Origin of the sequence: Paenibacillus amylolyticus, assembly GCF_050990605.1 — a bacterium.
In the GTDB taxonomy this organism is placed as follows: Bacteria; Bacillota; Bacilli; order Paenibacillales; family Paenibacillaceae; genus Paenibacillus; species Paenibacillus amylolyticus_H.
Window position 1 is genome coordinate 2,487,635 of sequence record NZ_CP158832.1, and the last position, 26,853, is coordinate 2,514,487.

General features: G+C 46.6%; 26 protein-coding genes. 21 read left to right on the forward strand and 5 right to left on the reverse strand.

The genetic code is table 11. The annotated features are described in order from the left end of the window. The first annotated feature begins 280 nt into the window (after positions 1–280). The 4 genes from ABTV53_RS11540 to ABTV53_RS11555 all read left to right on the forward strand — a co-directional run bounded on the left by ABTV53_RS11540 (position 281) and on the right by ABTV53_RS11555 (position 2,762). Positions 281–847, forward strand: coding sequence for a hypothetical protein (locus tag ABTV53_RS11540; RefSeq protein WP_433753038.1), 567 nt, complete (start codon positions 281–283; stop codon positions 845–847). A 157-nt stretch (positions 848–1,004) separates the two neighbouring features. Then, complete coding sequence (cyoE, locus tag ABTV53_RS11545) at positions 1,005–1,862, forward strand: heme o synthase (RefSeq protein ID WP_421888826.1); 858 nt, start codon at positions 1,005–1,007, stop codon at positions 1,860–1,862. Between the two features lie 190 nt (positions 1,863–2,052). Further along, entirely contained in the window at positions 2,053–2,535 is a 483-nt protein-coding gene (locus tag ABTV53_RS11550; RefSeq protein WP_433753039.1) for a tetratricopeptide repeat protein, read from the forward strand. A gap of 29 nt (positions 2,536–2,564) precedes the next feature. Further along, on the forward strand, positions 2,565–2,762 hold the full coding sequence (locus tag ABTV53_RS11555) for a hypothetical protein (protein ID WP_433753041.1): 198 nt from the start codon (positions 2,565–2,567) through the stop codon (positions 2,760–2,762). Between the two features lie 72 nt (positions 2,763–2,834). On the opposite strand, the gene ABTV53_RS11560 is transcribed toward ABTV53_RS11555, so the two are convergent. Beyond that, positions 2,835–3,710, reverse strand: a complete 876-nt coding sequence (locus tag ABTV53_RS11560) for a LysR family transcriptional regulator (RefSeq protein WP_421888829.1) — start codon at positions 3,708–3,710, stop codon at positions 2,835–2,837. Between the two features lie 165 nt (positions 3,711–3,875). On the opposite strand from ABTV53_RS11560, the gene ABTV53_RS11565 reads away from it, so the two are divergent. From ABTV53_RS11565 to ABTV53_RS11610, 10 genes are all read left to right on the forward strand, one after another. Further along, complete coding sequence (locus ABTV53_RS11565) at positions 3,876–4,823, forward strand: DMT family transporter (RefSeq protein ID WP_433753043.1); 948 nt, start codon at positions 3,876–3,878, stop codon at positions 4,821–4,823. A gap of 187 nt (positions 4,824–5,010) precedes the next feature. Next, positions 5,011–6,039 carry a LacI family DNA-binding transcriptional regulator gene (locus ABTV53_RS11570; RefSeq protein WP_433753045.1) on the forward strand — a complete coding sequence of 343 codons (1,029 nt, stop codon included), beginning with the start codon at positions 5,011–5,013 and terminating at the stop codon, positions 6,037–6,039. 124 nt (positions 6,040–6,163) lie between these two features. Then, positions 6,164–8,713, forward strand: coding sequence for a beta-mannosidase (locus ABTV53_RS11575; protein WP_433753047.1), 2,550 nt, complete (start codon positions 6,164–6,166; stop codon positions 8,711–8,713). A 166-nt stretch (positions 8,714–8,879) separates the two neighbouring features. Next, entirely contained in the window at positions 8,880–9,380 is a 501-nt protein-coding gene (locus tag ABTV53_RS11580) for a hypothetical protein (protein WP_433753049.1), read from the forward strand. A 77-nt stretch (positions 9,381–9,457) separates the two neighbouring features. After that, positions 9,458–10,162 carry a response regulator transcription factor gene (locus tag ABTV53_RS11585; protein ID WP_433753050.1) on the forward strand — a complete coding sequence of 235 codons (705 nt, stop codon included), beginning with the start codon at positions 9,458–9,460 and terminating at the stop codon, positions 10,160–10,162. Then, on the forward strand, positions 10,159–11,199 hold the full coding sequence (locus ABTV53_RS11590; protein ID WP_433753051.1) for a sensor histidine kinase: 1,041 nt from the start codon (positions 10,159–10,161) through the stop codon (positions 11,197–11,199). The genes ABTV53_RS11585 and ABTV53_RS11590 overlap by 4 nt, the downstream gene beginning before the upstream one ends. A gap of 34 nt (positions 11,200–11,233) precedes the next feature. Next, the gene (locus ABTV53_RS11595; protein WP_433754161.1) at positions 11,234–11,959 is read left to right on the forward strand and encodes a cytochrome c biogenesis CcdA family protein; all 726 of its coding nucleotides are present in this window, start codon (positions 11,234–11,236) and stop codon (positions 11,957–11,959) included. Positions 11,960–11,977: 18 nt separating this feature from the next. Continuing rightward, positions 11,978–12,559 (forward strand): redoxin family protein, encoded by a 582-nt coding sequence (locus ABTV53_RS11600; protein ID WP_433753053.1) that lies wholly within the window; start codon positions 11,978–11,980, stop codon positions 12,557–12,559. Between the two features lie 16 nt (positions 12,560–12,575). Then, a complete protein-coding gene (msrB, locus tag ABTV53_RS11605; protein ID WP_433753055.1) occupies positions 12,576–13,664 on the forward strand; it encodes a peptide-methionine (R)-S-oxide reductase MsrB in 1,089 nt (362 codons plus the stop codon). A 236-nt stretch (positions 13,665–13,900) separates the two neighbouring features. Continuing rightward, on the forward strand, positions 13,901–15,811 hold the full coding sequence (locus tag ABTV53_RS11610; protein ID WP_433753056.1) for an AraC family transcriptional regulator: 1,911 nt from the start codon (positions 13,901–13,903) through the stop codon (positions 15,809–15,811). A gap of 107 nt (positions 15,812–15,918) precedes the next feature. On the opposite strand, the gene ABTV53_RS11615 is transcribed toward ABTV53_RS11610, so the two are convergent. Continuing rightward, positions 15,919–17,913 carry a beta-galactosidase gene (locus ABTV53_RS11615; protein ID WP_433753058.1) on the reverse strand — a complete coding sequence of 665 codons (1,995 nt, stop codon included), beginning with the start codon at positions 17,911–17,913 and terminating at the stop codon, positions 15,919–15,921. Between the two features lie 169 nt (positions 17,914–18,082). On the opposite strand from ABTV53_RS11615, the gene ABTV53_RS11620 reads away from it, so the two are divergent. After that, positions 18,083–18,949, forward strand: coding sequence for an AraC family transcriptional regulator (locus ABTV53_RS11620; protein ID WP_433753060.1), 867 nt, complete (start codon positions 18,083–18,085; stop codon positions 18,947–18,949). Positions 18,950–19,097: 148 nt separating this feature from the next. Here ABTV53_RS11620 and ABTV53_RS11625 read toward each other — a convergent pair whose 3' ends face one another. Further along, a complete protein-coding gene (locus ABTV53_RS11625) occupies positions 19,098–19,769 on the reverse strand; it encodes a hypothetical protein (protein WP_433753062.1) in 672 nt (223 codons plus the stop codon). A 44-nt stretch (positions 19,770–19,813) separates the two neighbouring features. Next, the gene (locus ABTV53_RS11630) at positions 19,814–20,335 is read right to left on the reverse strand and encodes a hypothetical protein (protein ID WP_215075283.1); all 522 of its coding nucleotides are present in this window, start codon (positions 20,333–20,335) and stop codon (positions 19,814–19,816) included. Positions 20,336–20,562: 227 nt separating this feature from the next. Here ABTV53_RS11630 and ABTV53_RS11635 point away from each other — a divergent pair, with 227 nt between their 5' ends. The 5 genes from ABTV53_RS11635 (at position 20,563) to ABTV53_RS11655 (ending at position 24,610) form a co-directional block, all read left to right on the forward strand. Next, positions 20,563–21,240, forward strand: coding sequence for an SOS response-associated peptidase (locus tag ABTV53_RS11635; RefSeq protein WP_091016984.1), 678 nt, complete (start codon positions 20,563–20,565; stop codon positions 21,238–21,240). Positions 21,241–21,446: 206 nt separating this feature from the next. Next, positions 21,447–22,577 carry an NADH-dependent flavin oxidoreductase gene (locus tag ABTV53_RS11640; protein WP_433753064.1) on the forward strand — a complete coding sequence of 377 codons (1,131 nt, stop codon included), beginning with the start codon at positions 21,447–21,449 and terminating at the stop codon, positions 22,575–22,577. 137 nt (positions 22,578–22,714) lie between these two features. Then, complete coding sequence (locus tag ABTV53_RS11645; RefSeq protein WP_433753066.1) at positions 22,715–23,482, forward strand: DeoR/GlpR family DNA-binding transcription regulator; 768 nt, start codon at positions 22,715–22,717, stop codon at positions 23,480–23,482. A 20-nt stretch (positions 23,483–23,502) separates the two neighbouring features. Further along, on the forward strand, positions 23,503–23,961 hold the full coding sequence (locus tag ABTV53_RS11650; protein WP_433753067.1) for an OsmC family protein: 459 nt from the start codon (positions 23,503–23,505) through the stop codon (positions 23,959–23,961). A 58-nt stretch (positions 23,962–24,019) separates the two neighbouring features. After that, complete coding sequence (locus ABTV53_RS11655) at positions 24,020–24,610, forward strand: DUF2062 domain-containing protein (protein WP_433753069.1); 591 nt, start codon at positions 24,020–24,022, stop codon at positions 24,608–24,610. Here the strand turns inward: ABTV53_RS11655 and ABTV53_RS11660 are convergent. Further along, positions 24,588–25,517: an AEC family transporter gene (locus tag ABTV53_RS11660; RefSeq protein WP_433753070.1), complete on the reverse strand. Its 930-nt coding sequence runs from the start codon at positions 25,515–25,517 to the stop codon at positions 24,588–24,590. The two genes, ABTV53_RS11655 and ABTV53_RS11660, sit on opposite strands and share 23 nt — an antisense overlap. A 175-nt stretch (positions 25,518–25,692) precedes the next feature. Between ABTV53_RS11660 and ABTV53_RS11665 the strand changes: the two genes are divergently transcribed. Beyond that, a complete protein-coding gene (locus ABTV53_RS11665; protein WP_433753071.1) occupies positions 25,693–26,775 on the forward strand; it encodes a lactonase family protein in 1,083 nt (360 codons plus the stop codon). Positions 26,776–26,853 lie beyond the last annotated feature (78 nt).

Here is a 26,853-nt window from a genome sequence, read left to right on the forward strand (position 1 = left end):
AAATACTAGAGCAGGTCTTCAAACCTGCTCAAAGCCGGAGCGTAACAAGAACCCCTGAATGGCGATGCCTTCAAGGGTTCTTTGCCGTTTACGGAGACTACAGACAGGAGTAATGACGCACATTGTAACTATTTTTAATCTGGCTGATACTTTTATAATCCCTGTTCCAAGTATGATAAGAAAAGAAAGAACGTTGGAATCGATAGTTCACATGAGCGTTTGAGAAGCAAGACTTCCGGTTAAGGAATAGTAACGTTCATATTAAGGAGAGATGTTACCTATGAAGAACGCGACAAAACAATGGAAACTACGAATGATCGGTGCAGTTGTTGCTTTACTTGGCATGATTGTGCTGACTACATATTTGCTTACCCCTGCGAATGCTCAAGGTAGTACGGACGCCCAACAACCTTCTGCGGAAGAAGCTCAAGTTGCAAACTCCGAGATGTTTACAGCCTATGTTGAAGGTATGCATATAGAAGACGGCAAATTGTTTATGACAGTGGATAAGATTGGCTGGTATCAGGGTGAAGAAGCCGATGCGATTTTTGCACAGCGCAATCCGGAAGCCGGTATAGACGGTGCTCCAGATGGTTACTATATTGTCAACGATAGCAAAGAGCAGGAACAGGTTGAGGTTAGTGCCAATGCTGAAGTGCTGATGCAGTTGTATGATCGGGATGGTACGATGCAGGGCGCAGACATTCAGTGGAATGAACCAGTGACATTATCGAAGTTCGAATCATTGTACGAGAATACCCGTATTCTTGATCTGTCCGTATTCCCGTATCATCTGACGGTGCAGGACGGGAAGGTTACTAAAATTGTGCAACAATACATCCCATAAAATAAGATGAAATTCATCATTCAAGCATTCCTCCAGTTCATTGGAACGGTGAGGGGTGCTTTTTGGTTATGACAAATTCATGAAAGCGATTGTAATTAATGGTAGGTACATGTATCATTATTGGAATGGCGTTTTTACATAGTTCAGGAGGAGCCTCATGCTTAAAGACATGATTGCATTAACTAAACCCGGACTACTAAGGCTAAATGTGTTTGCGGTGGCTGTAGGGTTCTGGGTAGCTTCAAAATGGGATATTAACTGGTTATCTCTGCTTATGGTCGTGATCGGATCAACCTTGGTTATTGCTTCAGCTTGTGTTATCAACAATTATTGGGATCGTGAATTGGACCAGAAGATGGAGCGCACCAAAAAAAGGATGGATTACATTAACCATCTGAAGCCAGGGTTTGTACTTGGCTATGGCATTATCCTTGGTGTTGTGGGACTAGCAGTACTGTATCTCTTGGTGAATCCGTTATCAGGCTGGATGGCACTGCTGGGGTGGTTCGCGTACATCGTGATATATACGATGTGGTTGAAACGCAGTTCAACGTGGAGTACATCATTGGGTGGAATTGCGGGAGCGATGCCGCCTGTCATCGGTTATACGTCTGTAACCAATGAGATTGATGCAGGTGCCTGGTTGTTGTTCGCGCTGTTGTTCCTCTGGCAACCACCACATTTTTGGTCATTGGGTATTCGCCGGGTAGAGGAGTATCGTGCTGCTGGGTTTCCCTTGTTGCCTGTCGTTAAAGGGGTGAAACGCACCAAGTTTCAGATGATTCCTTATGTTTTTCTGCTGCTTCCTGCTGTATTCCTGTTGTATTACTACAATTACGTGGGTCTGGTATTTCTGATTGTATCACTGGCCGGTGGACTGATCTGGTTTGTGCATACACTTAGTGGGCTGAAGACACAGGATGATGAGAAGTGGGCAAAAGTAAACTTTCTGATCTCTGTGAACTATCTCATGCTCGTATTTATTGTGATGGTCGCGAATACGACATGGTCTTAATCAGGCGATGAACAGAACATTTTGAGAGAGAGGTAGCTTTAGCGACCTCCACAGAATGAAAAGCACACGAGGGAATAGGGTTTGGACAACCTTTGGTTGTTACAACATATTCTCAAGTGTGTTTTTTTGGTATAATAAAACAATTGATTCATATATGTGGGAATTATAATGCAAGATGGGAAGTGACAGCATGAGTAATTTGGAACAGGCCGTACGATGGAGACAAGAAGGCAAGGTACAGGAAGCGATTGAGCTTCTGCAAGAGATTACAGTCCAGGAACCCGAGAATGCAAATGTCTGGTATCAGCTCGCTTGGGCACATGATTCGCTTGGATTGGAGCGGGAGGCTGTCCCGCATTATGAGAAGGCACTCAGTCTTGGACTTTCTGGTGAGAACAGAGCAGGTGCAATACTCGGATTAGGCAGTACATACAGAACGCTTGGACAGTACGAGCAGGCGAAAGTTTGGTTTGAAAAAGGGATAAAAGAATTCCCGGCGTACCGGGAATTTGAAGTTTTCTATGCCATGGTGCTCTATAATCTGGGTGAACATGCAGAAGCGATGCAAAGACTGCTTGTACAACTTGCGGATACATCAAGTGACAAGAGAATCAATGACTATAACCGAGCGATCCGTTACTACGCAGATCAGCTGGATCGGGTGTGGGAATAATCGAATACGTAGAAAAGGGAGATGGATGAATGAACTCCAATCAAGATCTGAAACAGGTAAATGAAAGATTGGATCAAATTGAGAAAAAGTTGGATAACCTGGGAGGCAGCCAGCAGAACAAACGGTCACCTGGCAAGCGCTTCCTGAGTGGTTTTGGCATCACGATGGTGATTATCTTTGTACTGCTGCTAACCCTCGGTGTTATCCAATTTGTTAGTGACGGATAGGAGCAAGTGTTTATAGCGACAAACTTAGTGATTCTCTCAATTATTAAGACACGGGCCGGGAGTTCTCCAAAGTTACATCGCCCGGCCGAGCCACTGTTGGACCTCTTCAATGAAACGCCGCGTAGCTGGCGATAGATTAACCAAAGACGGGCAGGCCATGCCGATTGTGCGATAAGGATCTCCAGTGAGTGGTACAAGCGCGAGCGAATCCGTATGATTTTGAAGAACCATTTCCGGCAACAAGCTGATACCCAGACCATTACGGACCATCGCCATGATGGCTTGATCTTCTGCAACTTCATAGACGACATTAAGCTTGGCTGCATGCTGACGGATCAGTCGTTCTATCTCGTTATCTCCCCCCCATTTGGGCAGAATAAAGGGTTGCTCCAGCAGAATATCAAACGAAACAGATTCCTCTGAGGCAAGAGGATGGTCCAGAGGCAGGATGCACATCATCCTGTCTTTTTGCAATGGGATCGTCTCAAAAGGTGATGAATCGCCGAGGGACAGAAATCCGAGATCGATGGCACCTCCAGCCAGCCAGCCCTCAATCTCAGCATAATCGCCCTCCCACAGCTTGATCTCAATTCCTGGATGACGCAGACGAAACTGTTTCAGGATGCCCGGCAACCATTGTGTGGAGACACTGGCGAAGGTGCCAATACGCACAGTACCAATCTCCGCGCCGCGAATGAGGGAGATTTCCTGGTTCATCAGTTCCGTCCAACGCAGAATCTCACGGGTGTATCCCAGAATACGTTCGCCTTCAGCGGTAACCCGTACACCGGAGCGGCCGCGATGGAGCAGTGAAAAACCACATTCTGTCTCCAGACTGGCGATGGCATGGCTGACGGCGGATTGGGTGATGTTTAATGCTTCTGCTGCTTTGGTGAGACTGCCATATTCCACAACGGTATTCAATATTTCGTATTTGATCAGTGACATGAACGGTTCCGTTCCTTCCCTCATTTAATGTATGAGTTTATTTCATATAATACATTATAAATATTCATTTTTATAATGCAAAGAGATCGTTTATACTTGCCAAGGCGAGTTAGTTTGACGCACGATCACACAGCTCAGAATACATAGAATGAAGGTTGAAGCAAGATGAATGGTGTACAGGTTAATCAAGGTCAGGCAACAAGAAGAGCGGACATACAGATGCTGCTCGCAACGGTTATATGGGGATCATCCTACCTGTTTATGAAATCGGGCCTGGAGTCCATGCAAGAATTGAATCTGGTCGCATTTCGTTTTGGAATTGCCTTTATTGCGGCAGGACTTCTTTTTCATCGGCGGTTGTTTAAAATGGATCGCAGAACACTTGTGGCAGGAGCTATTATGGGGACAGCTTTATTTGCTGCATTTGTATTCATCACCTATGGTGTGCAACGAACAACGACATCCCAAGCGGGATTCCTGATAAGTTTGGCCGTTATTTTTGTACCGATCCTGACGACCATCCAGCATCGTCGTATGCCGGACAAACGATTGACGCTCAGTATCCTGGTTGCAGTTAGCGGGCTTGGCTTGCTGACGCTTCAGCATCAGCTTAGTCTGCACACGGGGGATATTCTCTGCATACTAGCAGCACTTGTGTATGCCATCTATATAATGATTGCTGGCAAGTTCACACCGAAGCATGATCCATTAACATTGGGGACAGTTCAATTAGGTGTTGCAGCGATGTGGGGAATTGCAGCTACATTTATGCTGGAAACGCCACGTATGCCCGATACGGCTGAATCTTTGGCAGCGATTCTCGGCTTAGGTGTTTTGTGTAGCGGCTTGGGGTATATTCTGCAGACACTCGCGCAGCGTCATGCCTCTCCTACAAGAACAAGTCTGATTTTTTCACTCGAACCACTGTTTGCAGCAGCATTTGCATTTACCTTTCAAGGGGAATCGCTAACGTTGCAAGGATATGCAGGAGCAGCTTTGATGTTGGTCGGTGTTCTGATCACAGAGATCAAACTTCCACAGCCTGTCTTCTTGCGCAGAAAACGCCCGGTTTTACAGTCGGAACTCAGCGATCAGGGAGCACCAGGCGTATAATTAGGGAAAAGGGTTCTTTCGTCATCTTCTATGGAAGGTGGGGAAAGGGCCTTTTTTGGTTATGACGTACATCTTGTGTAAGAGGCAATCAACAACCTAACGAAAACAAAACAACATAACCTTGTTTTGTTGTTTTTTATTTGTTATGCTACACTGAATGAAAAATCAGGAAAAACGGGTGAGTAGGATGGCCAAAAGAGTAACAATGCAGCAAATTGCGGATGCTGCGGGAGTGTCCAAGTTTGCAGTCTCCCGTGCGCTGACGGGCAAGCCTGGTGTGAGTGAGCATACACGCGAGATGATTGTCAGAACGGCGGGGCAGCTTGGATATTTCAGAACCGAACCGAAGCGTTATCCGGGCGAGATACAGATATCTGCAGAGATGAAGCCAGAAGCGGAGCGCCAAGGCACGATATTGATTTTGTTTCCCAACATTCGTTCACAGAATCGGTCCTCCTTGTACTGGGGGCCTGTGTTTGACGGCATATCGGAGAGGTTGAATGAGAAGGGAATGGATATTTTAACGTTAACTGAACCTTCTTCGGATCGGATGTTCTCGGTTCTTAATCCCGAAGCAATCAGTGGAGTCATTACCGTGGGCACCATCTCGACATCGGTATTGCTGGAGATTTACAGGCTGCGTATTCCGCTTGTGATGGTGGATCATGAAGACCCTGCCATATACGCAGACTCGGTTTTTACGGACAATATGAAATGTATGAAAGAACTGGTTCTCATGCTCGTTGGAAAAGGGTACAGAAGGTTCCAGTTTGCCGGGCAACTGCCCGATGCGGCAAGCTTTCGAGAGCGCTGGCTTGGATATCGTACGGTGTTGGAAGAGAAGCAGTTGCAGGGAGAACAGCAAGAAGGCTTACTGGGACCAGAGTATGATCAGATCCGGAGATCCATTGCTGAAATGGAGCTGGAGGATATCCCTGAAGTTATCGTGTGTGCGAATGATCATACAGCTGTCATTGTCATTCAGGCACTCCAAAGTCGAGGCATTCAGGTGCCTGAACGCTGTGCTGTAACCGGATTTGACAATACCCAGACGGATGAACCCATTCTTGCTTCGGTACATATTAACAAAGAGAATCTGGGAACAAGAGCAGTAGATCAGCTATTGTGGCGGATCAAACACCTGGATGAACCTTATGAACGCAAGCTGATCTATTCGGAATTAATTATTCGTGATGAATATAACGCCAGTATATAAATCACAAAACAGATTGACTATAAGAAGCATATCGTGTTAATTTTGTTTTGTAAGTTATTTGTTTTTATAATAACAAAACCTAACAAAATATTGATTAACAATTCTAACAACAATGGAGGCTGTCATGAGCACAATACAATCACAGGTTTTTCAGAATTGGACGTTCAAGGCTTGCGAAGATCAAGAGTGGATGCCGGCTCAGGTACCAGGCTGTGTGCATACAGATTTGCTGAAACTGGGCAAGATTCCAGATCCTTTTTATGGAACGAACGAGAAGGAAGTACAATGGATTGATAAGATAGATTGGGAATATCAGACGGAATTTGACGTGGCCGAAGGGTTATTCTCGCAGGAACATCTGGAACTGGTGTTTGATGGTTTGGATACATATGCGGATGTGTACGTGAATGATATGCATGTGTTATCGGCAGATAACATGTTCCGGGTATGGAAGGCGGATGTGAAGGGTGTGTTAAAGGGGAACGGCAACATCCTTCGAATACGTTTTCGGTCTCCGATTCAGGAAGACCTGCCTAAGCTGGAGAAGCTCGGATATGCATTGCCTGCATCAAATGATCAGTCTGATGTTGGGGGACTTGGCGACAAGAGAGTAAGTATTTTTGCACGTAAAGCCCCGTATCACTATGGTTGGGACTGGGGTCCGCGTTTTGTAACCAGTGGGATCTGGCGTGAAGCACGTCTTGAAGGTTGGACACAGGTACGAATCAATGATGTGTATATCCAGCAAAATGAAGTTAGCGCTACCTCAGCTTCATTAACGGCTGTTGTGGAAGTCGAGACATCCCAAGCGGTAGATACGATTATTCGTATTGGCGCAGATGGACAGAGATGGGAAAGATCCGTATCGCTACAACCCGGAACTCAGTCTGTGGAGATTCCAATCTCCATGGATGAACCGAAACTGTGGTGGAGCCGTGGGCTTGGTGATCCGCATATGTACACCTTCCTTACCGAAATGCTTCAAGGTGAACGGGCTGTGGCTGAATCTACAGTGAAGACCGGGCTTCGTTCCATTCGGCTGGTACGTGACAAAGATGAAGCAGGAGCATCTTTTTATTTTGAATTAAACGGGGTTGCGGTCTTTGCCAAAGGGGCCAATCACATTCCGAATGATAGCTTCATCACTGAAATTACTCATGAACGTTATCGTCATGAGATCGTATCCGCAGCCGAGTCCAATATGAATATGCTGCGCGTGTGGGGTGGCGGAATCTATGAGCAGGATGTGTTCTACGAACTGTGTGATGAATACGGCATCATGGTATGGCAAGACTTCATGTTTGCATGCAGCATGTATCCAGGAGATGAAGCATTCCTGAACAGTGTGAGACATGAGGCGATTGATAATGTGAAACGTCTGCGCAACCATCCAAGTATTGCACTCTGGTGTGGGAACAACGAGATTGATTCGGCTTGGGCTCACTATGTTGAGAATGGTGGCTGGGGTTGGAAAAAGGAATTTACTGCCGAGCAGCGTGAAAGCATCTGGGCCGATTACGAAGCCATCTTCCATGATCTGCTGCCAGAAGTCGTTGAAGCGTATGCTCCAGGTGTGGATTACTGGCCTTCCTCACCACTGGTATCACTGACAGGGGATGAGACGCAGCATGCGCACCCATCCACAGCTGAAGGGGATATCCACTACTGGGGCGTGTGGCACAATGTAGAACCATTCGAGAACTATAACGTGCATGTGGGTCGTTTCATGAGTGAATACGGATTCCAGTCTTTCCCGGAGTACAAGTCAGTACGCACTTACGCGGAAGAAGAGGATCTTGCTCTGGAATCGGAAGTCATGCTGGCTCATCAAAAGAATGGGGCAGGCAATCGTCTGATCAAACAGTACATGGATATGTACATGCATGAATCGAAGGACTTCCCATCGTTCCTGTATATGAGCCAGGTGCTTCAGGCGGAAGCGATGAAGACAGCCATTGAAGCGCACCGTCGCCGCAAACCATTCTGCATGGGCACACTTTACTGGCAAATGAATGATTGCTGGCCGGTAGCTTCATGGGCAGGTATGGACTACCTTGGTCGCTGGAAAGCATTGCAATATTATGCGAAACGCAGCTTCAGCGATGTGTTGGTATCGGTAGATGGAACCAAAGAAGATACAACAGATATATATATCATCTCGGATCAATTACAACCTGTGAAAGGGCAGTTACAGATTCGTTTGCTCGGGTTCGATGGAACGGTGCATCGTGATGAAACACATGACGTGACCCTGGCACCTAATACAGGTGAACGAGTGCTGTCATTACGTAACGCGGAGTGGCTTGAAGGTCATGATACAGCTAACACGCTGCTGCGCCTGGATCTGAAACAGGAAGGTGCGGCGAATATCGTACAGGAACACTATTTTGTACCGTCCAAAGACCTTGCTCTGCAGCCTGCAAACATCAATGTAAGCGGGGGAGCGGATGAGAACGGCGTTCATCTGGTACTGGAAAGTGACGTGCTTGCTAAACAGGTATGGCTATCTTCGGATGTGGAGGGTGTCTTCTCGGATAACTTCTTCGACTTGATTCCTGGCATTCCGGTGAAGGTGCAGTTCACTTCCAGAGAGGGATTGCAGTCTAATGATGTGATATCAAATCCGGGACCGATCGAGGTTCGATCCATGATTGATTTTATTCGTTTGACCTAGAAGACACGGTTGGAGTCTCTCGTAAGAGAGATTTCAACCGTTTTTTTATTGAGACCTGACCTCATTTATATATCGTAATGGTTTCGTAATACTTCGCTTAGAGAATCGTAAGCAATCTTGCTTATTGTAATCCATGTAAGAAATAAACGAATGGAGAGTGATAAGAATGATGAAAACAAATAAGAGCAAAAAAGCGATGGTAGCAGCGGTATTGATGATGTCTATGGCCTTTTCTGGATTGGCAAGTGCTGCAGATATGAAAACGATTAAAAAGGATGGCATGGAGCTTGTTCAATTGAGACAGGCAGCCAAAATGTATGATTACAGCATTATGTGGGACAGCAAGGACAGATCTGTAACTTTGATGTATATGGGCAAAATGGACGACAAGATGATGAAAGACGACAACATGATGGAAGATAGCATGAAGATGAAAGACGACAACATGATGGAAGATAGCATGAAGATGAAAGATGACAAAATGATGGAAGATGACACGATGATGCCTGCGGGAAAAACGATTAAATTGTGGATTGGATCGAAAAAAATCATGGTAGACGGTATGCAAGTTAACTTGAAATCGATGCCTGTCATCCTTGAAGGGAATTCTTATGCGGCTGAATCTGTAATTAAACAGTACATGATGCCAGCCATGGGAATGAAGTAATTTAAGGGCTAAGCATCGCCATCACCATATGATATGATTGGCTCAAATGTATTTTCTGGAATATGGGGTGGGTTCGTTTGAATGAATGTGTACTGGTTGCTGATGATGATACAAATATTACCGACGTTTGTCGCAGGTATCTGGAACGGGAAGGTTATCTCGTCGTGACGGCCAAGGATGGTCTGGAGGCTATTGAGCTGTGGCACAGCCAAACGCCAAGCTTGATTGTGCTCGACCTGATGATGCCACATAAGAATGGTTGGGAAGTTTGCAACGAGATTCGGCAAACTGAGGATGTGCCCATTGTAATGCTGACGGCCCGGGGTGAGGAACAGGATCGTCTGATGGGACTGACGATGGGGGCGGATGATTATCTGACCAAACCTTTTAGTCCGAGAGAACTTGTTTTGCGTGTGAAGGCAATCCTGCGGAGAATGCGAATTGCGCAGGCATCACCTGTTACAACATCTGAATATACGATCAATTATGAAGGGCTTACCATTGATTTTACCAAGCGGGAAGTACACATCAGCGGGCAGGCCATTGAATTGACAGCTACGGAGTTTGAGATGTTGTATTTGTTGGCAAGTCACCCGGGCCAGGTATTCTCCCGTAACCAGATGTTAAGCAAGATTTGGGATTTTAGCTATGAGGGAGATACAACAACGGTGACTGTACATGTTCGGAGATTACGAGAGAAGATCGAACAGAATCCTTCTGATCCAAAATATATTAAAACAGTTTGGGGTATAGGCTACAAGTTTGCGGGTGGCAGTTCATGAAACTTCGCACGTACTTGGTATTGTCCAGTCTCACAGGCATTGGCGTATTATTAATTTGTTTGTTCATCAGTTATTCCAAAATGCTGCTTACGATCGAACAATTGTATTGGTTATCGGCTATAACGGCAGGGGTAGGCTTACTATCGTTTATTCTTCAATATCTGCTGACTAAGCCATTAGAGAAATCAATTGCGCGAATTACACAGCAGACAATACGAATTGCCGAAGGGGATTTCCATACGGAAGTCCCTCTCATCGGTACGCAGGAATTTAAGCTCCTGGCACAGCAATTTAATGAAATGAGTTCCAAGCTGAAGGAAAGCTTTGATCATCTGCATCACTCAGAAACCGCGAGACGAGAGTTGATCGCCAATGTTTCCCATGATTTACGGACTCCCTTGGCATCCATTCAGTCATTCGTCGAAGCGTTGGAGGATGATGTCATTCAGGATAAAGAAACCTTTCAACGTTACCTGAACACGATACGACTTGAAACGAAGCGTTTGGGAGGGCTTATTCAAGATTTGTTCGAATTATCCAGCCTGGAAGCGCAAGGGGAGGTATTTGACCCTCAGCCTTGTCACGTCGATGAGTTGCTGCTCAGTACGTTGGAGAGTTTTTCGTTTCACCTCGCTGAGAAAACGCTGAACGTTGAAATCGATTTGCCCGATAAATTACCAGCCGCGGTCATGATGCCTGCACAAATGAAGCGGGTCCTTTCCAATTTGCTGCAAAATGCCATTCAATACTCTCCTGTTGAAGGGAAAATCATTCTGGCTGCCGCAGAAAAGGGGCAGTTTATACAAATTTCAGTTACGGATGAAGGGGAAGGCATTGAAGCGGAGGAAACTTCGCGTATATTTGAACGTTTTTATCGAATTGACAAATCACGTAGCAAGAGCAATGGGGGGGCCGGGCTAGGCCTTGCCATCGCTCAATCGATTGTGGAACTCCATGGTGGCAAGATCGGGGTTCAGAGTACAAAAGGAGAAGGAAGCTGCTTCTGGTTCACGCTTCCGATCTACGTCAGTCGTTAACCTTGGTTAATCAAACGTAGTATTTATTCAGGTGGTGAATGACTTGACCAGTGATTTAGTACCCCTTTTCGGCGTTTTTGGTGCAGGATTGTTATCGTTTTTTGCGCCATGTATTCTGCCGCTGATCCCGGTATACGTGTCTTATCTGTCCGGAAGCATGGTCAACGGTACGAATCAGCAGCAGTCCGACAACAATTCGGTTCAGTTGCGGTCTACACTTGTTTTGCGGACATTTTTATTTGTTCTTGGGCTGTCCCTGGTATTTGTATTACTCGGTTTTGGTTCCGGCATCGTTGGGAATATGATCTCAAGTCCTGTGTTTATTGCCATCTGCGGAGCCATCGTGGTGCTTTTCGGGATTTATCAAACCGGGTTGATTCGACTATCCTGGCTGGAACGGGAGAGAAAGTTGTCAAGCGATCATGCCAGACGGGGAGGGTATGTCGGAGCGTTCCTGCTGGGTCTGACGTTTAGTTTTGGCTGGACGCCTTGTATTGGGCCCGTGCTGGCGGCCATTCTTGGTATCGCCGCAGGTGAAGGCTCTCCACTGTATGGTGGGTTTCTCATGTTCCTGTATACCCTTGGGTTAGCGATTCCTTTCCTGATTCTGTCCATTTTTTCGGAATATGTTATGAAGCGGCTACGTCGTTTATACAGGTACATGGGTGTTATCAAAATAACTTCCGGCTGTATTCTTATTGTCATGGGACTATTGTTAATGACAGACCGACTAAACAGCTTGGTGACCTGGTTTCAATAATCATTGGAGGAATTCGGTATGAAGATTGCACGGAGATGGGTGGTATCTGTAATCGTATTTGCTGGAGTCCTGTTGATCTTGAACGGATGTGGATCACAGCAAACTGAATCAAAACAAACGGGGTCATCATCAGCCCCAGCATCAACATCCGATATGAGTTCGTCAACCATGATGAACAAGGGAGAGACGGCTCCTGAATTTTCATTGCTTGATCTGAAAGGAAACACGGTTGGACTTTCTGATGTTCAAGGCAAGAAAGTGTATGTGAAATACTGGGCTTCCTGGTGTTCCATCTGTCTTGCGGGTTTGGAAGACCTGAACAATCTGGCTGGTCAAAACAATGATTTTCAAGTCATTACGATTGTGACGCCAGACTACAAAGGAGAGAAATCCTCCCAAGCGTTTACCGAATGGTTTGACCAACAGCCATATGATAACATAACTGTTCTTTTGGATGAGAAAGGTGTATGGGCCAAGGAATTTGGTGTAAGAGCGTATCCTAGTTCTTTTTATATTGGCTCTGATGGTATTTTAGCGAAATCGCAGCCAGGGCATGCATCCAATGAACAGATCATGGAATCATTACAAGAGATTTTGTGAGAAGGGAGGAAGTGTCATGAAAAGGACGCTGCTCGGCTTGTGCCTCCTTGTTATAGCGATAGTTGTGTCTGCTTGTGGAAACAGGGTTGAGAGCCATTCAGCTTCATCTTCGATATCCACTCAACCTGTCAAGGCATCGAGTGTCTCCGAGGAAAACCTGAGTAACCTGTACTTGGCAGGAGGCTGTTTCTGGGGTGTGGAGGCATATATGGCTCGTATTCCGGGGGTCCAGGATGTGACTTCCGGTTATGCCAACGGTGAAGGAGAGAATCCAACCTATGAGGAGGTTATTCGCGGGGACCAGGGATTTGCGGAGACCGTTCATGTAAAATATGATCCGCAGCAAGTATCTTTGAAGAAATTGCTTGAATCTTATTTTCGAGTTATTGATCCTACCAGCTTGAATGAGCAGGGCAATGATCGTGGCATTCAGTATCGGACAGGAATATATTATACGTTGCCTGAAGATGCCAAAATCATTGAGCAAGCTGTAGAGGCAGAGCAAGAAAAATATGACCAACCCATCGTAACGGAAGTAATGCCTCTGCAGAATTATTATTTGGCGGAGGAGTACCATCAGGATTATTTGGAAAAAAATCCGAACGGATATTGTCACATTGATATGACTGTCTTGGATGACCTGGAGATTGGAATTGATCCCGCTCAATATCCACGTCCAACAGATGAACAATTAAAGGAACGATTAACAGACGAACAGTATGCGGTTGCGGTAAACAATGATACGGAGCATGCGTTCAGTAACGAATATTGGGATAATGAGGAGCCAGGTCTGTATGTGGATATTGCAACGGGAGAGCCGTTATTCACCAGCCGGGATAAGTATGATTCCGGTTGCGGGTGGCCGAGTTTTACAAAACCGATTGTACCTGAGGTTGTTACCTATACAACGGATACGAGCTTTGGTATGGATCGCACGGAGGTACGAAGCCGGGCAGGTGACATCCACCTCGGTCATGTGTTCGATGATGGTCCCGAAGATCGCGGCGGCAAACGTTACTGTATTAACAGTGCATCGATCCGGTTTATTCCGTTAGACAAGATGGAGGAAGAAAGATACGGGTATTTACTGTCATTTATCGAGTAGAGAAGGGCAGCTGACTTTATCAAAACATAGTAAGGCCATAATTTTAGAACGGTTGAGATCTCTCTATGAGGGATTTCGACCGTTTTTTATTCTGCGGCATCTAACAAAAACGAAGGTAGGCTTCAAAGATGGTTCCATCATTGTTATAATTGATAATCATTATCAATTATAGGTGGATTTTTAGTCACAATGCCAGGGTATTGTGCATGTTTGAGCGCTTAGGAGAGGGAGTTTATATGGGAATTCAGAATGACATCAAGCTGTGGGATCAGGTACAGGTTCGCGTGCTTGATGTGCGTCTTATATCACTCGCAACACACGAGTTCATACGCAATTATGTGTTACCAACCAGTGCATTTGTGTATGTTCAAGGCAGGGGACAGGTCTGGCTGGATGAAGAGGTATGGACTACAAACCAGTTCTTGCTGCTCCATGGGGGAAAAGGAAGACGTCTGACACTTGAAGCGACAGGGGCTATGGAGGTACATCTGATTTTGTACAAATCAACCTTGCCCTCCAACGTGCTTGTGGAGTACCGAATGATGCTTAACCAGCGTAATCCGTTTGAAGAGTCCTGGGCGACAGTGCCGGATCATACACTTGAGCTCCGTGAGCTGGTGCGGAATATACATGAATGCTGGTCAGGGCAGGAGCAAGTGGGCAAAATTCAGGTTAAAGTGTACTTCTATCAACTGGTACAGATTATATTGTTACAGCGGAGTCGCATGTTTGACGAAGTTCAGCAGCCTTCGCTTACCGATCAGGTTTTACGATATATCAAAGCTCATTTCCGCGAATCGATCTCACTTGATTCGCTTGCCCAGTCCTTGAGTTACAGTCCGCAATATGTATCACGCAAATTTAAGGAACAGACGGGCTGTACTCCGACAGAATATGTGATTCGGTTACGAATGGGTGAGGCAAGGAGTTTGCTTGCTTCCACGGAAGCTTCATTACAAGAGATTGCTGCGTATGTGGGTTATATGGACCCGTTCTATTTTAATCGTATATTCAAAAAAGAGACCGGCATTACACCGGGACAATATAGGACGAAGCAGCAGGCGAATTCGAAATTAGTTTCAAAAAGTGCATTAAATGCAACAAATGAATCCATTGTAACAGGAGGGAATGAACGTTATCCTTTAATTGATTATGATAATCATTATCAATATAGAGGAGATGAGGAAATCAATATGTTTAACCATTTTAAATCAGCGATCATGTCGCTTGCGCTTGTACTCACATTGAGTGCTTGTGGAACAACTCAGCAGGGGGCAGAAACATCCGAAGTTTCGGCTGAACCTGAACAACCGGCAGTAGTGGAAACCCAAATGGTAAATACGACCTTTGGTGAGGTAGAGATTCCTGCACATCCGGAGCGAGTTGCTGCCATTGATTATCTGGGAACGGTGCTTGCTATTGGTGTCAAACCGATTGGTGGAGGACAATTTCTAATGAACAGCCCTTATCTGGAAGGCCACTTGGATGGTCTTGAAACAATAGGTGATTCCGTTGAACAATTGATGGAGCTGGAACCCGATCTCATTATTACATTGAATCCGGACAAGGCGGCTTATGAGAAATACAGCAAGATTGCTCCAACCGTTTCGGTTGCATCCATCACTTTCCCGTCACTGAAGGATGAAGTAAACTATTTCGGTAAAGTCCTTGGCAAAGAAGCGGAAGCAGAGAAGTGGCTGGCTGATTTCGATGAGGAGATTGCCAAAATCAAGCAGGAGGTGCAGAGCGTTGTTCCAGCTGACGCTACATTCTCCGTTATGCAAGAATATGATCGTCAAGTCTTCATTTTTGGCAATCAGTCAGGCCGGGGAGGACGTAACATCTACGAATTGCTTGGTTTGCAAGCACCGAAGAACATTCCAGCCGAGTTGATGCAAGGCGCCTATCATGAATTCTCTATAGAACTGCTCTCCAAATACGCTGGAGAATACATTGTGCTGACCAGCAACTCTCAGTTGAAAGACCTTCAGGCAGATCCGATCTGGGGTTCATTGCCTGCTATCAAAAATGGAAATGTGTACATATGGACGGAAGAACAATCCTGGTTCCGTGACCCTATCGCCTTGTTAAAACAGACACAGAATCTGGCCGAATGGATTATTGGACTTAATACATCGTCTAAATAAGGAACGGCAGTTTCCGCGCATAGTTAAAGGCCCGAATGCATTTTAAATGCACAGCGGGCCTTTTTCCTTTTTTTGAAACCATGTGTCTTGATTGTGATACTTCTCGTCTATTGGATTTTCAAGATCTCAACCGCATAACCGTCCATTTTCAGCTGAGGGCCTCTAGGTTTTCCTTCCAGTGCACTGGTATATGAAGCATGGAGCTCGATGGAGACAGGTTCTGGGCTCAGATTCAGAATAAAACGGAACGTTCCATTCGCACCCGAGCGTGTGGTTACCTGTACACCATCTGGCAAAGACTGAATTCCGGAAAGGCCGCAGCCTTCTGCGATGTTTTGCAATAACTGGCTCACATATGCTTCTTCCGGCTGGGTTGCCACATAATACACCTCACCTTTGCCCCAGTCATTTTTAGTAACAGCTGCGCTTTCGGCATAAAATTGATCCGCATACACAGCGACGGGCTTGGCCGTGTCCAGTTCCAATACATCCACCCATTGGGAAGCGGTATAGAGATGTCCTTGCTCATCACGAATCTGAACGATATCACCGCCAACAGGATCATACTCGGTAACCCGTACCCCACTACAGGCAGACAACAGACCTGGGAGCGGAGCCATGACACAGACATTGTTGTCGTTCTTGACACCCGTGCGATGGGTTAAGACCAAGGTGCCTCCGGCCGCTGCAAAAGCTTGCAGATGTTCAGCTGTAGTCTCATCCATCAGGTACAGGTGCGGAGCAATGATGACTTTATAGCCATCCAGTGGCTCCGAAGTGTGTATAACATCTGTACTGATACCCAATTTGGTTAAGGCACGATGCCAGACCTTTATATTTTCGTAGTATTCCAGTCCTTCGGCTTGCGGCTGAATTCGAAGAGCGTTCAATTGGTCATGTGAATGCAGAATCGCAACTTCATTATGCAATGTTGAACCCTGCAGTCGCTCACTGAGTCTGTTCACTTCGGTACATAACTGTTGAAACTCCATGAAACGTCGTCCTGGAACGTTGCTGTGATCAATCAGTCCATGCCAGAACTGTTCAGCGCCCATAGTTGCACTCCGCCAGCGGAAATGCACAACCGCATCAGCCCCGCGAGCAATGGTCTGCCAAGCGTAAGCGCGCAGGAAGCCGGGCTGCGGTGTACGCCACATCGGGAACCAGCATCCGGGAGGGCCGCTCAGTTGCTCCATGATCCAGAAGTTGCGGCGTTTAATACCGCGTGTCAGATCCAAAGAGAGTGCACCGCTGTAAGGCGCGGTATCTGTTTTGTTCGGTGAAGGGTTCGGATAATAATCAAATGAAGCCAAGTCCAGCTCCTGACCGATTTTATACTGATCTGCCTTTTGCGGATAACTGTGAAAATTATGGGTGACAACATGTTCTGGACAATTGCGGCGAATAATCTCGACCTGAATATGTTGAAAATCCACAATGGAATCCGACTGAAAACGGGAGTAGTCCAGCAGGAATGAAGGATTCTGGAACGAGGAACCTCCATACGGCGGCGTGACTTGTTCCCAATCGCTATATTCACCACTCCAGACCACAGTCCCCCAGGCTTGGTTTATCTGCTCCAGGGTGTCGTAACGAGTACGAACCCATTCGCGAAAAGCATCCGCACAAGCATCACACTGACAATCCGTGAAGCTGAATTCGTTGTCGGTCTGCCATCCGATGATTGCCGGATGTTCGGCATAACGCTCGGTCAGTTTCTGTACAATTCTTGCACTGTACGTTCGCATACTGGGACTGTTATAACAACGATGCCCCCGAATGCCTTCACGATACGGTTGACCATGTGGAAGCACAGGCAGGACATCAGGACATTTTTCCGTGAGCCAGCGTGGGGGTGTCATGGTAGGCGTACCGATCACAATCTGCAGTCCATGACGATGTAAGGTATCGATCGCTTGATCAAGCCATGCCCATTCAAATTGTCCATCAGAGGGCTCCATTCTGCTCCAGGCGAACTCACCCACACGCACAATGCGCACTCCACTGTCAGCCATGAAACGAGCATCCTGTTCCCACAGGGAAGCATCCCAATGTTCTGGATAATAATCGACGCCCATTTGCACGGGACGGTTTGTATTCATATCGGTTATTCTCCTTTAATATCAGCATCATGATCTTGTGGATCCTGTACAAGTCTATTTCATTGTATACTGGATAATAACAAGGGAATATAACAACATGTTGCGACAGGGTATCATGATCTTGCTATTCAGCATCTCCATATCCTATTCATATACAGGAGTTGAACATATGCGAGCACATTGGTTTATGCCTGAGCCGGGATTTGCCGGGTATACCTGTTATCCAGTGGCCTATGGAAGATATGTCGACCCCGAGCATGGGGAGCATCGTCCAGACGGGATACGGGAGTACAATTTACATCTAATTTTCAGTGGACAGGGATATGTCCGAACAGAACAGGGAAACGTCCGATTAATGGCTGGACAAGGTTTTTTATATGCACCAGGCCAGGTCCAGCATTACTATGCTGATCCCTCCGACCCTTGGGATGTCAGATGGATTCATTTGCAAGCCTACGATTTGGAGCGATTGCTGGACCTCCGCAGTCCGGACAAGGTGTGGCTGTTTTCATTTTCGGGATTCGAACGCTTAGAGGCGTTGCATGAACAATTATGCCAGCTTGGAAGAACCTATGAGAGTGTACATGAACCCAGATTGTCTGCTGTACTGTACGAGTTACTGGCAGAACTTACGAGGAATTCGGAGTCGCTGGCGGGCACGTCTCTACTGACTCATCAGGATACAATTCGTTCAACGGCCGATTACATCCGTCGTCATTGTACGCAGCCGCTCAGTCTTGCCGACATGGCAAATACAGCGGGATACAGTGTGTATTATTTTAATCGCATGTTCAAAAGCATCATGGGGGTTCCCCCAGGCCGTTATCTGCTGGAATGCCGTATGCTGACGGCGAAGAAAAGTCTGGCAGATTCAGATCTGACTGTGAAGCAGATTGCTTCCCAATGTGGCTTCACACACAGCAGTTATTTTATTCGTATGTTTCGAACTTACATCGGAATGACCCCGCAGCAATTCAGGCTGCTCTATAGCTCAGGCAGTGCAGATAAGGGAGACGTAATAACAACGGAGGATTGAATTCACATGAAACACCAAAAAAAAACGTGCGCCCAGTTGCTGAGCAGCACGGTTTTCATCTCTTATGTATGACTGAACAGTAGAAGGGGATTTGCAGTCTGTGAGTCTGTGTGGGGATGAACTAGCAGTGTGATCGCCGTATAAGAGTTTATTCGCTCTTGTGTTCGTTCTGAATTTCTTGCAGATCCTCCATTTGCAGTGTGAGGTCATTCTCGGGGTTTGCGCTTACAATGACTTCTGACTGGGATTGTTGCTGACCTGGCTGGTTCGACTTGGTGGCAGGTTTGATTACGTAGAGACTCTGAACCGAGTTGAGCAGGCTGGCAGGGGTGTCTTCATACGTTTCCAGGAAGAGTACATAGTCTTTGGTAGGAATCAGCTTGAGGTTGTCATCATTAATAATCTCGGTGTTGCCCAATTGTCCGCCAAGTTGCTTCACTTCAAGTTTTTCCCCGGCAGCGTAACCGCCCTTATAGGATTCAGCGACCTGAATCGTGTGAATCGTATAGATTTTGTCAAAAGAAGATGGCTCTCCGCCCGGATCGGACGCGGGGGTTAACTCGTTTTCATTGGCAGCATCGGTAACTTGTACGATATCGTTTAAAGCTTCCACACGAGTCTCAACAACACTGCCTTTCACAATTGTATTTGCTCTCTCGGACAAGTCGCCAATGCTGGCATAACTCGGGTAATCTTCAGAAGCAATAATGGTCAAGGGTGCATCGGAAGGGGACGCAGTAGGTGTAACAGAAGAGCATCCAACAGCAGATAAAATGAAAATGGAAGAGAGAAGCAGCGTTAATACTCGATTTTTGTTCATGGACAGGAATCCTCCTTGGATTTTTGGGATAAGTTCGTAGCGGATTAGTACTTGGATCTTACATTATTGATATCAAAAGTTTGGGGTTTGGTCATGGAATTGCGGTTGCGGGAGTAAGACATAATGGAAGGACTGCTTGTTGTCGGGTTGTCACCGAGCCATATGGAGTGTCCGAGTTCGTGCACAAATACGCTTTGAATGAAGTTGGATAAATTGGTTGCGTCAGGGGTGATCGTGGATGCATTGAGCTCGATGCGGAAGCTTACGACTTGACTGCCAGATACGGAGGCGTAGTTGACACCATATGCTGTATTATTGAAGTTTCCTGCGGTGATGGTGTTTGGGGAATTACTTGTTTTGGTGAATTTAACTTTGGCACCTGCATTGTTCCAGTTGGTAAGGGAAGCGTCCATGGGAGTCTGCCATGCGGAGGCGTAATTATACGTACGAATGGGGATGGTGGTGCTGGGGTAACCGTAGGTTAGAAAGGTTGCCGCATAGATGGTACTGCCGAACATCGCAATCGCTGAGAACAACATGATGCTCATCAAAAACTTCCTTTTCATACTTAAAACCTCCAATAAATGTATTTTATTCTCTATTATAGTAACAAGTAATAATTGAGTTGAAATGAGTCCGAGGTCGTTGTTTTTGTCGTGAAAAACGTGAAATATATCTTGATCCGACCCTATTGGTGTCAAAATAAGTCATTTTCTGTTCGATGTGCATGCATAATTTCCCTAAAGTTACAAACAATACATCCAACTTACACAGGGAAAGGTAGTGCTTGAGGATGTGCAACCGTTTTTCATTGGCAGCCGATTTGGACGAGGTCAGAGATCATTTCAAGATTCAGCGAGTGATGTATTATTACAAAAACCGATACAATATCAGCCCAACCCAGCATACGCCGATTATTTTACATCAGGATGGAGAGCGTGTATTGGATGAGTTCCGGTGGGGGTTCATTCCATTCTGGGGTCGTGATGCTGTTAACGCAAATCTGATGACGGTGCATGAGAATCCTTCTTATTACAAACTGGTAGAGACCAAGCGCTGCGTCATTCCCTGCAATGGATTATATTACTGGCGGCAAGAGGGCAAAAAAAGTTATGCCGTTCGTGTTGTCATGCCGGATCGGGGTCTGTTCGGTATTGCCGGGTTATACGAGGTGTGGAGAGATACACGGAAAGAGCCGCTTCGGACCTGCACGATGCTAATGACAGGTGCAAACATGGTTACACGTGAGTTTGGTAGCAAAATGCCAGCCATTCTCTCCGAAGAAGAGATCAACACCTGGCTTGATCCGGCTAATACACGGGTGACCCAGTTGTTACCGCTATTGAAATCATATAACAGTACAGAGATGAATCTGTATCCTGTCACCCCCATGGTCGCGAACGATGAACACGACTGTTACGAGTGCGTGGAAGAGATGGATCAGAAGCTGGCTTACGTTCGGAGTTTCTGAATATCCTTTGGATAGAGTGAAGGACTTTGGATAGAATGAAGAAGATGAAGGGGCTGAGAGTCTGGAGACACTCTGCTCTTTTTTTTCCTTTCTGAAAATGAAGAGTTGCAATTGCAAAGAAACGTAACTATAATCATTACAGTAAGTGAACGCATATATTCATATATCTATTAAAAGAGATATTTAATATCAGGAGGGAACCACGAATGAATCCAAAGTTTAACCAGATGTTTGAACAAGTTTCACTGCCGACTGGTATTACACTGAAAAACCGTATCGTGCTCGCTCCCATGACTCATATGTCCTCGAATGCTGATGGTACGATATCCGACGCTGAACTCGCCTATTATGCACGACGCACCGGTGGGGCTGGCATGTCGATTACGGCTGTAGGGCATGTAACCGAGCATGGCATTGGTTTCCCCGCTCAATTTGGTGTCTATGATGATCGCTTCATTCCTGGTCTGAAACGATTGGCTGACACGATGAAACAACAGGGCTCCGTTGCCGTATTGCAAATTTTCCATGCGGGCCGTCTGACGCCTGAACAAGCTGTACCTGCAGGTCAAGTGGTTGCTCCTAGTGCGGTTGCAAGTGAGCGTCCAGGTTCGCCTGAACCAAGAGAGTTGACGGATGCCGAGATTACTTCCATTATCAAAGACTTTGGTGAAGCGACACGTCGTGCAATCGAAGCCGGATTTGATGGTGTTGAGATTCATGGTGCTAATGGTTATCTGATCCAGCAATTCTTCTCCCCCCATTCCAACCGACGTGAAGACCGTTGGGGCGGAAGTGTAGAGAAACGTCTTGCTTTCCCGCTTGCTGTAGTGGATGAGATTCAGAAAGTGGTTGCCGAACATACCAAACTGCCGTTCATCATTGGTTACCGTTTCTCTCCGGAAGAACCGGAAACACCGGGACTCACAATGGAAGATACGTATGCACTGGTGGATGCGCTTAAAGATAAAAACCTGGATTACCTGCACGTTTCCCTGAACGAATTCTGGTCCAAACCAAGACGCGGCGAAGCAGATACACGCTCAAGAATGGAATTCATCCTGGATCGTGTAAACGGCAAATTGCCTGTGATCGGTGTAGGTTCGATTCATACGGCTGATCAGGCTGCTGAAGCGCTCCAAACGGGAGTACCTTTGCTGGCTATTGGACGTGAACTGATTATCGAGCCGGATTGGGTCGAGAAAATCGAGAGCGGACGTGAAGAAGACATTGAAACGATTCTGACGAAATCCGATCAGGAACGTCTGGTTATCCCTGACGGATTGTGGAATGCAATCATCCACACACCGGGCTGGTTCCCTATGGCAGAAGATAAATAAGATACACTTCAAGACTGGAATGGAGGGGGCGAAAGCTCCCTCTTTTTGCACATGGTCCAAATTCTCCTTGTCATCGCTCTGTGGTATGATGGATGAACAGGATTAACTGGATAATCAACGGTTTGGAGTGAAGGAATATGCTCGTAGCTGAACGGTATGAGAAAATAGTGGAATGGGTGGATTCGCAGGGCAGCATGCGTGTGACCGAACTTAGTGAGCGCTGCGGGGTGACAGAAGAGACGATTCGTCGTGATCTGGACAAGCTCGAACAGGCGGGCAGGCTCAGACGGTCTCATGGCGGGGCGGTCAGTGTTAAATACAAGGATGAGTTACAGTCGGAGATTCCATATCCTGAACGCGCTGTAGCCCATGCAGAAGAGAAACGCAGAATTGCAAGCGAAGCGGTGAAAATGGTAGAGTCCGGCGATCGGATCGCCCTGGATGCAAGTACAACGGCATGGTATATGGCGGCAGGATTGCCGAACATTCCTCTGACGGTATTAACCAACTCGATTAAGGTCGCCGCAGAGCTGAGTAACAAGGAGCAGATTCGTGTGATTGCCACGGGTGGGCAATTGGCTTCGAAGTCACTTTCATTTGTAGGACCGCTGGCAGAACGTTCGCTGGATGCTTACCATGTGGATAAAGTGTTTCTGTCTTGCAAAGGGGTACATCTGACCAAAGGCATCAGTGAATCCAATGAATTACAGGCCTTGGTGAAACAGAAAATGATCCATATTGCGGATGAGGTCATTCTACTTGCAGATTCCAGCAAATTTAACATACAGGCGTTTACCAGAGTTGCTGAGATGAGCAGTGTGGACAAAGTGATTACAGATCAGGCTGTAGATGAAGAACACGTAAGTACATTGATTGAGCAGAATATTACGTGTATACGTGTGTAAACAAGAAAGGAATGAATGTCTTGAAACATCCTTTTCATCTGAAAGCGGTATGGAATGGTGGGCGTAACAGTGAGGGAACAATCGATGCAGGTGGATTAAAAACGGTCATATCGATTCCGCAGGAGATGGGCGGACCCGGTACGGGAACTAACCCGGACGAGATGCTGCTGGGTGCAGCCTCCACCTGTTACCTGATCACGCTGGCAGCGATGCTGGAGCGATCGGATATTACGCCGGATGAATTAACGCTTGAATCGGAAGCAACGGTAGATGTGACAAATAACGTATTTACGTACGAACGGATCGTACATAGACCTAGGATTGTGCTCAGTGCAGATGCCTCTGAAGTGGATTTGACCAAGGCTGAGCACCTGGCGCATAAGGCTGAATCTTCCTGTATGATCTCCCGAGCAGTGGCAGGTAATGTCCAGATGGAGACACAACCGGTCATTGTTACTACAGGTGCTAACACGGTGTGATATACTGAAGAATAGACGATTCAAGTTGTCATTTGTGTAAAATAAGGAGTAATTCGGTATGAACACACAGAAGCGGAAGACTAACCGCTGGGTACGTTTAACACGTGTTATGAAGCTGAATTTTCTCAAATTGTTACGCGCTCCCGGAGGTGCCCATAAAGTATCTACCGGATTTGCCATAGGGTTCGGACTGGAACTGATCGTGATCTCGACCGCTTCCCTGATCTATCTCGTATTTTATCCCATTGTGCGACTGTCTGGCGGTTCGATGCCAGCAGCGATTGTTGGTAATGTAATTGGTAAACTTACGTTCTTACCTATTATACTGATGCCGCTCGCCAAACAGATTGGTTCATGGATTTTGCCTGCTCACAGCATGGGACAGGGACTGGTACATGAGAGTGCATTTATGGAGCTGTTTCGCGGGAACTGGTCGGCGGTGAGTGAACTTTTGCTTGGTGGATTGGATATCCTGGCAGGTATGTCCGTGCTCGGTGTTATTCTGGGTGTGATTTCGTACTTTGTTGTGAAATTCTTCTACGTCAGAGCGCTCAACCGGCGTTATGAAAGCCGGTTGCAGAAACGCCGACAAGCGGATATCGCTTCGGTATCCCCTCCAGTGTTAATCAGGAAGCCATCACAATCATAATGGGCAGCATCAACATGGATGCAGCGGTGGTCCACAGAATACAGCGGGATACAAACTGCGGAGAAGCATTGAACTGTTCAGCCAAAATAACGGCGTTCACTGCTGTCGGCATCGATGCGAGAATCAGCAGCACACTGAACAGCGTACCTTCGATCTGAAGCGCGGTCAGTATCAGCCAGGACAGGATTGGCGCAGCTGCGAGACGGACCACAAGCCCGGTCCAGAAAGCTCGGCGTACATTGGGCAGCCAAGGCACCGTTGCACCTTTTGGTCTGAGCATCTGTGCTCCCAGAATGGCGAGAACGACGGGAGAGTAACCTGCAGCCAGCATGGAGATCCCTCCATCCAGCGCTTCTGGCAGGCTCAGATTGGACGCACGCAGTGCAATGGCGATGCCAGCAGCATAGATGGATGGCATGCGGAAAACGGACAGAATCGCATCTTTCACCGTGAATTCGGATCTCGTGGCAAAAAAGATACCTACCGTATTAACAATAATCATCTGTCCAATGACGTAGACGGAAGCTTTGTCCAGTCCAAGCTGACCAAAGGCAAGCAACACAAGCGGGAGCCCGTAATTCACGCAGTTCGTAAACGTGGAGACGAGGGTGAGACCCGCTTTTTCGCTTGCACCCAGACGGAAAATCCGGCTCAACAGCTCGGCGAGTGCCCACAGGGCAATCAGATTAATAATAGAGAACCAGAACGTGCTGGTGACGTCCGTCAAGGTAATCTCTGCATGCAACAATGTATTGAAGATGAGCGCAGGGCTCAAAATATAAAGGGAAAAGGTCGAGAGCGACCGGGTATCCCAATTCTTGAAGCGTTTTAACAGAATACCTCCAATCACGGGAAGTGATATCGGTAGGAACACATGGTATAAGGTGAGTAAAAATGAGTGAAGCAATGCAATTCAGTCCCTTCTGGATGAAAAACCTATCTTATCATAGCAGAAGATGCATCTCATATGAATGGATTTCAGTATGATGATGGGCAGCGACAGCGGATTGCTATTTTGATATGGCAGATTTATTATAGAAGAGGTGCAACAAGATTACATACACATAGAGGAGGAAACTGTAATGAGTGAATCAAAACGCTTGCTCGTACTGGCCGGCTCTTACGCCGAAGCGGAAAATGAGGGCATTTATGCATATGAATTGAATGAGGATACAGGCAGCTTGTCCAAGCTTGACGGCATCGCGGGCGTGAAAAACCCAACGTTTGTCAACGTGGATGCTGAAGGAAACAAACTGTATGCGATTGGTGAAACAGCGTCAGCTGAAGGCAACAAAATGTCTGAAGCGGTAGCTCTGAGCATTGATCCTTCTACAGGAAAATTAACTTTGCTGAACCGGAATAATTCCATTTCAGCTCCACCATGTCATATCCAGCGTGATCCTTCCGGCAAATACTTGATCCTGTCCAGCTACCACGGTGGTCTGGTAGGTCTGCAAGCCTTGACGGATAACGGTGAAGTTGGAGCGCTTCTGGATGAGAAGAAACATGAAGGACAAGGTGCGCATCCTGAACGTCAGGACAAGCCACATGTTCACTCCGCATTCTTCAGCCCGGATGGTAAATACATGATGGTACAGGATCTGGGCGCAGATAACATTGCGATCTATTCCATTGATGGAGACAAAAATGAACTTGTGTTGCACAGTGAAACCAAAACACATCCGGGAGCTGGCCCACGTCACTTGGCGTTCCACCCGAATGGTCAATTCGCTTATGTCATCAATGAAGTGGATTCTTCCATTACTTCGTTCCAATATGATGCAGCAGCGGGCACGTTGACTGAATTGTCTACGGTATCGACATTGCCTGATGGTTATGATGGCAAAGAGAATACAACAGCCGAAATCACTGTTTCCAATGATGGACGTTATGTATATGGTTCTAACCGTGGACATGACAGCATCGTTGTATTTGCAGTAGATGCAGACAAAGGTCACCTGACACTGGTTGAGCATGTATCTGCAGAAGGTGAGCACCCGCGTCACTTTGCGCTGACACCTAACGGCAAATTGCTGATCGCAGCTAACCGTGATACGAACAACCTCGTGACATTCACGGTAGATCAGGAGAGCGGACGTCTGAAATATACTGGTCACAGCACAGGTGTATCCAAGCCGGTATGCGTGAAACCTGTATATCTGTAAAATGATAACTCTCTAAACCAGCTCTGGCTGGATTGAAAATGAAACGATAAAGATAAAGACCCTGCCATGTGGCGGGGT